A 2157-nucleotide genomic window follows, 5' to 3' on the forward strand; every position below is an offset into this window, starting at 1 on the left:
CCCGCCGTGTCTACGGTTGCCGGACACGCCGGACGGAGTAATCCATCCGGCACGACGGACTGTCATGGTTGCCGGACCGCAATTTGGGGCGGCGATGCCGCCGAACTTCTCGGTGACTGATCACCGGTGGGCACTCGCGGGCACTCCGCACCACCGCGCCGATCGGCCTCTATCGGCGAGGAGAGTGGTGTGGTGCCGCACGGTAGCCGCTGCGGTGCGGGTGTCCGAGAGGCGACGAGAACTTGTCACAGCGTTGTCACATTGATGGTGTTAGAGCGGCTGGGCTGATGATGGTCTTGCCAGTCGTCCACCGGTGGTGACTCGCGTTGTCACTGACGCCTGTTGGGTTGTCTTTCAGTTGATCTGTCCCATCGGTGGCCGACTGGCCCCGTAGGGGCCCGGCAGGGCGGACATGACTTAATCAGGAGCCTGGCAGTTCCTCATCAATGTGTTGTCTGCACGCCCCGCCGGGTGTCTCCATCTGCTAGCGATCACCAACAGAAGGGACATCACCATCGTGGCAGCATCCCCGCGCGTCGTCATCGGCGCCGATACCCATTTGGACACTATCCATCTGGCGGTCATTACTGATGCCGGAAAGCCCTTGGCAGACAGCGAGTTCCCGACGAGTCCAGCGGGCTACGGTGAGGCGCTGCGGTGGGCCCGAAGTTTCGGCATTATCGTGATCGCCGGGGTAGAAGGGACGTCTAGTTACGGCGCTGGGCTGACCCGAGTCCTGCAGGCAGCCGGCGTCGAGGTGGCCGAGGTCAGCCGCCCAGATCGCGCGGCGCGGCGCCGCCAGGGAAAGTCCGATCCCCTAGACGCCTACAGCGCTGGGCGCGCCGCACTGGCCGGCCACGGTCTGGCCGTGCCCAAAGACGCAAACACCGGTGCCTTGCGGGCACTGTTGACCGCACGGCGCAGCGCGGTCAAGGCGCACACCGCCGCGACCAACCAAATCCACGCTCTGTTGGTGACTGCCCCCGCTGAGCTGCGCGAACGCTACCGCCGCCACACCGCCACCGCTCTGGTCAAAGCATTGGCCCGATGCCGACCCGCCGCCCATAGCGACCCGACCACGATGGCGGTGTTGACCGCTGCCAAGGCACTAGCGCAGCGCGCGGAACTCCTCGAGCACCAAAAGCAGGACCTCAGCGCACACCTGGACGTCCTTGTCCGACAGCTCAATCCCGCGCTACGCGCCGCCTACGGTGTCGGCGCAGACACCGCCGCTCAACTGCTGGTCACCGCCGGCGCCAATCCGCACCGGCTACCCAACGAGGCCTCCTTCGCCGCGCTGTGCGGGGCAGCCCCCGTTCCGGCATCCTCGGGCAAAATCACCCGCCACCGACTTTCCCGCGGCGGCGACCGCGCAGCCAACAATGCCCTGTACCGCATCGCGCTGGTGCGCATGTCGGCCCACCCACAAACGCGCGACTATGTCCAGCGCCAAGACACTAACGGCCGCACCAAAAAAGAGATTCTGCGGTTGCTCAAACGAGCTATCGCTCGTGAAGTCTTCAGACTGCTCACCCGTCCCGGCCCCATCGACGACTACAGCGACCTACGGCCTGCCCGACAAGCCAAAAACCTCACCCTGGCCACCGTCGCCCATCACTTCGGCGTCCCGATAATCACCGTCTCGCGGCTCGAACGCGGACACCAACGCAACGACACCCTCGCCAGCAATTACCGCCAGTGGCTCGACGCCGCTTGACCCTTAACACGAATAGGAGCATCAACTCGTGCGAAACTCACCGCGCGAACATCCTCGGATTGCAAAATACTCGCATGGACTGACACGCACGGATCTGCTTGCAGCACATTCGATTTCAAACTCTTGGAGCTGACCCCAGCATACGCGCGCCGGTGAAGGATGGAGCGACGCAACGCGACCGACGCGATGGAAGGACAGGACCCAAAGAAGGTCGGCTTCCTGGATAGGGCGGCCTGTTAGCTGCGGGCCGACGAGGGACGGTGCCAGACTGGTCGCTCGCCGCGGCCGGGCTGTACCGGATGCTCGCCCTATGCTGAAAACGCGCGTTCCTCGGCTGAGCCGGGCCACGACCGGTCAGCCGTTTTTGACCAAGGTGAACTGGCACACGTCGGTGTAGCCGTCGCGGAACAGGTCGGCGCAGCCGGTGAGGTACTTCATGT

Annotated in this window: 2 protein-coding genes; one reads left to right on the forward strand and one right to left on the reverse strand. The window is 64.7% G+C overall.

What is annotated here, in order from left to right; translation table 11 throughout:
• Positions 1-517: 517 nt before the first annotated feature.
• Positions 518-1717: an IS110 family transposase gene (locus tag VN856_RS08670; RefSeq protein WP_325688032.1), complete on the forward strand. Its 1200-nt coding sequence runs from the start codon at positions 518-520 to the stop codon at positions 1715-1717.
• A 354-nt stretch (positions 1718-2071) separates the two neighbouring features.
• Here VN856_RS08670 and VN856_RS08675 read toward each other — a convergent pair.
• On the reverse strand, positions 2072-2157 hold an 86-nt coding region (locus VN856_RS08675), incomplete at its 5' end, for a hypothetical protein (RefSeq protein WP_325688033.1).

Source organism: Mycobacterium sp., assembly GCF_035603715.1.
In the GTDB taxonomy this organism is placed as follows: domain Bacteria; phylum Actinomycetota; class Actinomycetes; order Mycobacteriales; family Mycobacteriaceae; genus Mycobacterium.